The organism is Citricoccus sp. (assembly GCF_032154715.1).
Classification (GTDB): Bacteria; Actinomycetota; Actinomycetes; order Actinomycetales; family Micrococcaceae; genus Citricoccus.
On the sequence record NZ_JALDXU010000134.1, the window covers coordinates 1 to 6,793 of the forward strand.

3 protein-coding genes and 1 pseudogene are annotated in these 6,793 nt (G+C 70.6%); 2 read left to right on the forward strand and 2 right to left on the reverse strand.

What is annotated here, in order from left to right; all coding sequences use genetic code 11:
• Both RUH65_RS14930 and RUH65_RS14935 read right to left on the reverse strand, forming a co-directional pair.
• Window positions 1-733 (reverse strand): annotated as a pseudogene (locus tag RUH65_RS14930) (oxidoreductase); the annotation flags it as partial.
• Between the two features lie 247 nt (window positions 734-980).
• Window positions 981-1,685: a fasciclin domain-containing protein gene (locus tag RUH65_RS14935; protein WP_313818412.1), complete on the reverse strand. Its 705-nt coding sequence runs from the start codon at window positions 1,683-1,685 to the stop codon at window positions 981-983.
• Window positions 1,686-1,845: 160 nt separating this feature from the next.
• Here RUH65_RS14935 and RUH65_RS14940 point away from each other — a divergent pair, with 160 nt between their 5' ends.
• Window positions 1,846-3,126, forward strand: a complete 1,281-nt coding sequence (locus tag RUH65_RS14940) for a methyltransferase domain-containing protein (RefSeq protein WP_313818413.1) — start codon at window positions 1,846-1,848, stop codon at window positions 3,124-3,126.
• 155 nt (window positions 3,127-3,281) lie between these two features.
• Window positions 3,282-6,749, forward strand: a complete 3,468-nt coding sequence (locus tag RUH65_RS14945) for an HAD-IA family hydrolase (RefSeq protein WP_313818414.1) — start codon at window positions 3,282-3,284, stop codon at window positions 6,747-6,749.
• The last annotated feature ends 44 nt before the right edge of the window (window positions 6,750-6,793 follow it).

A 6,793-nucleotide genomic window follows, 5' to 3' on the forward strand; every position in this document is an offset into this window, starting at 1 on the left:
GGGTGACGAACGGCGGCATCCCGGGGGCCGGCGCGTCCACTCCCTGGGGCAGGGGCGCCGCCGTGCGGCGCGCCCCCGGCAGGCGCAGGGCATCACGGGTGGCCACCGCGGCCGTGCTGACGGCGGAGAGGGCGCGGCCCCCGGCCATGGTCGCCACGGCCACCACCGCCGTCAGGCCGGCGCCGATCAGGAAGGTGCGCCGTGCCGCTTCAGGCCGTGGGGGGGCCGCCGCGCCACCCTCGGTGGTCTCCGGTCCGGAACCGGCGCCCACCGGGACGGTGCGCCGGTGCGCCAGCCGCACGAGCCAGTTCAGCGCCGCGATGCCAGCCACGCCACCGAGCACGGTGGGCAGCAGGTCGAGCCACCCGGTCGCCGGCCGGCTCAGGACGGCGGCGCCCAGGAGTACGGCGATGGCCGCACAGAGCACCGAGGCGAGGGCGAGCCGGCGTCGGGCGATGAGGCCCAGAACGGCGGCCAGGGCCAGCGCCACCACGCCCATGGACACCATCAGCACGAGCTTGTCCGCGGTGCCGAAGACGTCGATCGCGAAGTCCTTCAGCCAGGCGGGAGTGATGTCGATGAAGGCAGCCCCCACGGCCACCAGCGGTGAGGACACCGGGGAGAACAGCGCAGAGGCGATCTCGGCGATGCCCAGCAGCAGGGCGGCGGCAAGGGCGCCGGAGGCGGCGAAGGGCCAGCCGCGGGCGGAGCCTGGTTCAGCGTGCCTCGTCATGGCCATCGTTCTTCTCTCGTCGGTTGCGCCGGGCGGCGATTGCCTGTGGCGGCGGATGCGCCTGGCGGCGGATATGAACAGTATCGGATGTGAAGGGTGGCGGATGCGGGAAGTGGCCGGCCCCGTACCGTCTTCGGTACTGGACCGGCCACCTCTTCGCCGTCGATGGTCGAGCTGTCCATCGGTCCGTCCGGACCACTGCTCGGGTCCCGGAACGGATCGACGGACCGGCTCAGCCGGTGGAGGATCAGTCCATGGCCGGCATCAGCACGGAATCGACCAGGTAAACGGTCGCGTTGGCGGTCTGGACGCCACCGCAGATGACGTTGGCGTCGTTGACGGTCAGCTCGTCGCCGCTGCCGGCCACCTCAAGGTCGTCGCCCTGCACGGTGGTGTGGGTACCGGCGATTTCGTCCGGGGAGATCTGGCCGGGGACCACGTGGTAGGTGAGCACCGAGGAGAGCATGTCGGCATCCTCGACCACGGCGTTCAGGTCTGCCTCGGGGATGGCGGCGAAGGCGTCATCCACCGGGGCGAACACGGTGAACTCGTCACCGTTCAGGGTGTCCACCAGGTCGACGTCCGGGTTCAGCTCGCCGGACACCGCCGAGGTGAGGGTCGTGAGCATGGGGTTGTTCGAGGCGGCCACGGCCACCGGGTCCATGGCCATGCCCTCCACCGAGCCGGCACCGTCAGGGACCTCCTCGGCATAGGCGGCGCAGCCCGGGCCGACCAGGTTGGCGGCCGGATCCATCATGGACTCCGAGGCGCTGGCAGATCCAGAGCCGGACTCCATGGACTCCTCCATGGACGGCGAGGCGGACATGGAGGACTCGGACGAGGCGGCCGCCGAGGAAGAGGCCGGCTCATCTGCGGCGCCGCCACAGGCGGTCAGTCCGAGCGCCGTCACAGCGAACAGTCCCAGCATGGTGTTGCGCATCGTGGTCTTCATGATGACTACTCCTTGAAGTGTGTGGAACGTGCTGTCCCACGGGTGCCTCCCCCCGGTCTTCCGGGCGGGCTGTCATGGAGTATTCGGAGCCACCCAGCCGGCGGATGGGTCCGGGTGGTGAATCTGCAAAGTTTTTTTCAGCCACTAACCTGGAGACACCATGCAATGCCCCCATTTCGACGCCGGCGAGTGCCGTTCCTGCCCCCTGATGGGCGTGCCCTACGCGGAGCAATTGGACCGGAAACAGGCCGGCGTCCGCCGCCTCCTGGATCCGGTGGCCGGCACCCGCGCGCCGGATGGTTCGGACCTGTGGCTGGACCCCGTCCCCTCGCAGGAATCCGGTTTCCGCAACAAGGCCAAGATGGTGGTCACGGGCACGGCCGAAAGCCCCCGGCTCGGCATCCTTGACCCCCGTCAGCATCCCAAGCACCATGACGGCAGCGGCGTGGACCTGCGCGACTGCGGCCTCTACGAGCCGGCCCTCGGGGCGGCCTTCCCCGCGGTCGCGGAGGTCATCACCGCCGCCGGGCTCACCCCGTACGACCTCGGCACGCGCACCGGCGAGCTCAAGCACGTCATCATGACCCTCTCCCCGTCCGGCCGGCTCATGATCCGGTTCGTGTTGCGCTCCCGGGACCAGCTGCCGGCCCTCCGCGCGGCGGTCCCCGCCCTGCTGGCGGCCCTGCCGACCACCGAGGTGGTCACCGCGAACCTCCTTCCGGAGCACCGCGCCGTGCTCGAAGGCCCGGAGGAGATCCACCTGGCCGGCGCGCCGACGTTGCCGATGCTTCTCAACGGCATCCCCCTGAACCTGCGCCCCCAGGGCTTCTTCCAGACCAACACCGCCCTGGCAGCCGCCCTCTACTCCCTGGCCTCCGAGTGGCTGGACACCACGGATGCCGCCAGCGTCTGGGACCTGTACTGCGGCGTGGGCGGCTTCGGCTTCCAGCTTGCCGAGGTCCGCTCTCACGACGGCGGCCGGGCCGGCCCACTCCCGGCCGGCACGGAGCGCACGGTGTGGGGCCTCGAGATGTCCGCGGACGCCGTCGCAGCCGCCCAGGTGACGGCCCGGGACCTCGGCGTGCAGGACCGCGTGCGCTTCGCCGTCGGGGATGCCACCGCGATCCCCACGGGGCGGGCACCGGACCGCGCACCTCACCGCCCCACGGAGGTGCCGCTGACCGGGGGCGCCGGCGAGGTGCCCGCGGAGTGGCCGGACGCCGTCGTGGTCAATCCGCCGCGGCGCGGCATCGGCTCCGAGCTGGCGGACTGGATCCAGGCCTCCGGCATTGCGCACGTGCTCTACTCGAGCTGCAACGCGGCCACGCTGGCGCGGGACCTGGAGCGCCTGCCCGGGTACCGCCCGGCACGGGCGCGGCTGCTGGACATGTTCCCGCAGACCGAGCACTACGAGGTCCTGATGCTCCTCGAACGGCTCTGACCGCCCGCCTCCCTGCGATCACCGTGTCCGGGTCACCTCGGGTTGATCCCGTCCACGTCCCCCTCGTTAGGCTGGGTCCAAGACCTGTGGCCGGGTCCATGCAGGGAACTGACCGCGACATGCCGAGGCAACCGCCCGGGGAACAGGAAGGCTTCATGCATCCACTGACTCGTCCCGTCCAGCTGACGGGCCCCGCCCGCCGCCACACCCTCCGCCACTTCCGGGCGGTCATCTTTGACATGGACGGAGTGGTCACGGACACCGCCGGCGTGCACGCCCGGGCGTGGAAGGAGCTCTTCGACGCCTCGCTCGCGGCGGTCGGCACCTTGCCCCAGAACCTGGCCACGGTGACCGCGGACCCGCGAGCGCTGCGCCCCTTCGACCACGTCAAGGACTACCTGCAGTTCGTGGACGGCCGGCCCCGCGAGGACGGTGTCCGGGCCTTCTTCGCCTCCCGTGGACTGGTGGTGCCGGAAACCCCGGGCGCTCTCACGGAGTGGCCCGGACGGGGCGCTCCCACGGGCCTGCAGGAGGCTACCGGGGCGGCCAGCACGCCGGCCGCGGTGGAGTCCGACGCCGGCGCCGACGGTGCGCTGACCGTGCAGGCCCTCGCGGCCCGCAAGCAGGGGTTCTTCGAGGAGGTCCTGGCGCGCGAAGGCGTCGCGGTCTTCCCGGAGGCGCTCGCCCTGCTGACGCAACTGCGGCACGATTCCGTGCCCACCGCCCTGGTCACCTCCTCCCGCAACTCCGCGGCCGTGCTGGGCGCGGGCCACGTGGACAGGCTCTTCGACGTGGTGGTGGACGGCAACACCGCCCGGGAACGGGGCCTGCCCGGCAAGCCCGACCCGGCGATGTTCCGGCTGGCCGCCCAGCAGCTGGGCGTGGAACCGGTGGACGCGATCGTCCTCGAGGACGCGGCCATCGGCGTGCAGGCGGCGCACGACGGCGGCTTCGGCCTGGTGGTCGGCGTGGACCGGGCGCGGGACCCGGACCGGCTGAAGTACGCCGGCGCGGACGTGGTGGTGGAGGACATCACCGGGCTGCACCTGGAGCAGCGCACCACCCGGCCCTTCGACCCGGACTGGGTGCTGGCCTATGACGAGTACGACCCGGCGGAGGAAGGCACCCGGGAGGCCCTCTGCACCCTGGCCAACGGCTACTGGGGAACGCGCGGCTCCATCCCCGGCACCACCGCCGGCCCCCACCACTACCCCGGGACGTACGTGGCCGGCGTCTTCAACCGGCTGACATCCACGGTCCAGGGCAAGACGGTGGAGACCGAGCACATGGTCAACGCCCCGGACTGGACCTACGTGCTGGTCACCCTGGACCACGGCGAGGAGCTGGTGCCGAGCAATCCGCACCTGGTCTCCTACCGCCAGGAGCTGGACCTGCGCCGCGGGCTGCTGAGCCGCACCATGCGGTTCCGGGATGAGCGCGGCCGCACCACCCGGGTCAGCACCCGCCAGTTCCAGTCCTTCGCCGGCCACCACCTGGCCGCCATGGAACTGACCGTGGAAGCCGAGGACTGGACAGGCACGGCCACCGTGCGGTCCCTGATCGACGGCCGCGTCTCCAACCAGAACGTGGCCGATGACCGTGAGCTCGCCTCCGACCACTGGGAGCCGGTCCAGACCCGTGAGATCGACGGGGAGACCGTCCTGCTGGAGACCGTGACCAGCCAATCCCGGCTACACGTGGCCACCGCCGCCCGGACCCGCTTCCAGTCCCCCGCCGATGCACCCGAACCGGTCCGCACCCCGGTGGAACTGGGTCCCCGGGTGATCGGCCATGACATCGAGATCGAGCTCGCCGAGGGCATCCCGGTAATGTTTGACAAGATCGCGGCGGTGGCCAACACCCACGATCACGCCATCTCCTCGGTCTGGCACAACGCGGCCAAGCGCATCGAGCGGACCGGGTCCTTCCGCCAGCTGCTGACCTACCACGAGGAGATGTGGGGCATCAACTGGTCCCGCTTCGCCGTGAAGCTGGACCAGGCCCCGGAGCGGCACGGCCATCTGCTTCCCCCCGCCACCCGGCTCGACGCCACGGAGTCCCTGGTCCGCAAGGGGGCCAACCAGCGCCACCAGCTGGCCCTGAACCTGCACACCTTCCACGTGCTGCAGACCAGCTTCGGCTCCCGCCGGGACCTCGACGCCGGACTGGGCGCCCGCGGCCTGCACGGCGAGGGCTACCGCGGGCACATCTTCTGGGACGAGATCTTCATCTATCCCATGCTGACGCTGCGCCGGCCGGAGCTGACCCGCGGCCTGCTGATGTACCGCTACCGCCGGCTCGGAGAGGCCCGCGCCAACGCCCGCGCCGAGGGATACCAGGGTGCCATGTTCCCGTGGCAGTCCGGGTCCGACGGTCGCGAGGAGACCCCCACCGAGCTGTGGAACGAACGCTCCCAGCAGTGGATGCCGGACAACTCGCACCAGCAGCGGCACGTCTCCCTGGCCGTGGCGTACTCCGTGCTGCGCTACGTGGAGGCCACGCAGGACCAGACTTTCGTCTCGGACTACGGCGCTGAGATGCTGGTGGAGATCTGCCGGTTCTTCGTGTCCATGACCCACTACAACGCCGAGCGCGGCCGGTACGAGCTGCACGGCGTGATGGGCCCGGACGAGTACCACGACGGCTACCCGGATACCCCGGGCTCCGGGGTGCGGAACAACGCCTACACCAACGTGCTGCTGTCCTGGGTGCTCTCCGAGACCGTGCGGCTGGTGCACTGGCTGGACGGACTGGACGACCCGCTGACGGAATGGCTGGACGTCTTCGAGGACGAGCTGGACCACTGGGCGGACCTCAGCCTGCGGCTGCGCGTGCCGTTCCAGGCCGGCGGCGTCATGAGCCAGTTCGACGGCTACGAGGATCTGCTGGAGTTCGACTGGGACAGCTACCGCGCCAGGTACAGCAACATCGGGCGGCTCGATCTCATCCTGCAGGCGGAGGGCGACACCACGAACCGCTACAAGCTCTCCAAGCAGGCGGACGTGCTGATGCTCACCTACCTGTTCTCCTCCGAGGAGCTGCAGGGCATCCTCGACCGGATGGGCTACCACTTCACCTCGGAGGACTTCGCGGCCACCGTGGACTACTACCTGGCCCGCACCTCCCACGGCTCCACCCTGTCCCGGCTGGTCCACGGCTGGGTCGCGGCCCGGACGGACCGCTCCAGCTCCTGGGAGCTCTTCCAGGAGGCCCTCGAGGCGGACCTGTCCGACACCCAGGGTGGCACCACCCGCGAGGGCATCCACCTGGGGGCCATGGCCGGCACCGTGGACATGATCATCCGCTGCTACGCCGGCGTGGAGACCCGTGCGGACACCCTGTGGCTGCACCCCCTGCTGCCCGTGGAACTTCCGGGCCTGCAATTCACCATCCGGTTCCGCCACCAGCCGTTGAGCGTGCGCATCACCCAGTACTGCATCACCCTGGAGTTGCTGGACGGCTCCGCACACCCCATCCACCTCAACGTGGAGGGCCGGGACAAGACCATGCACCCGGGCGAGAAGTGGACCGTCCCGCTGCTGAATCGCCACCCGTCCCTGACCGCCTCCGTGGACCCCATGGCCTGTGTCTCCCCGGACGCCAACCGGCTCGGCATCCTCTGACCCACGTCCTCCGCGTTTTGCGGGCAGAAATGAGTACTCATTTC

Bases quoted from the DNA above. Each gene is read 5' to 3' on its own strand.
- RUH65_RS14945 (WP_313818414.1), top strand. From the start codon at position 3,282: ATGCATCCACTGACTCGTCCCGTCCAGCTGACGGGCCCCGCCCGCCGC.
- RUH65_RS14940 (WP_313818413.1), top strand. From the start codon at position 1,846: ATGCAATGCCCCCATTTCGACGCCGGCGAGTGCCGTTCCTGCCCCCTG.
- RUH65_RS14935 (WP_313818412.1), bottom strand. From the start codon at position 1,685: ATGAAGACCACGATGCGCAACACCATGCTGGGACTGTTCGCTGTGACG.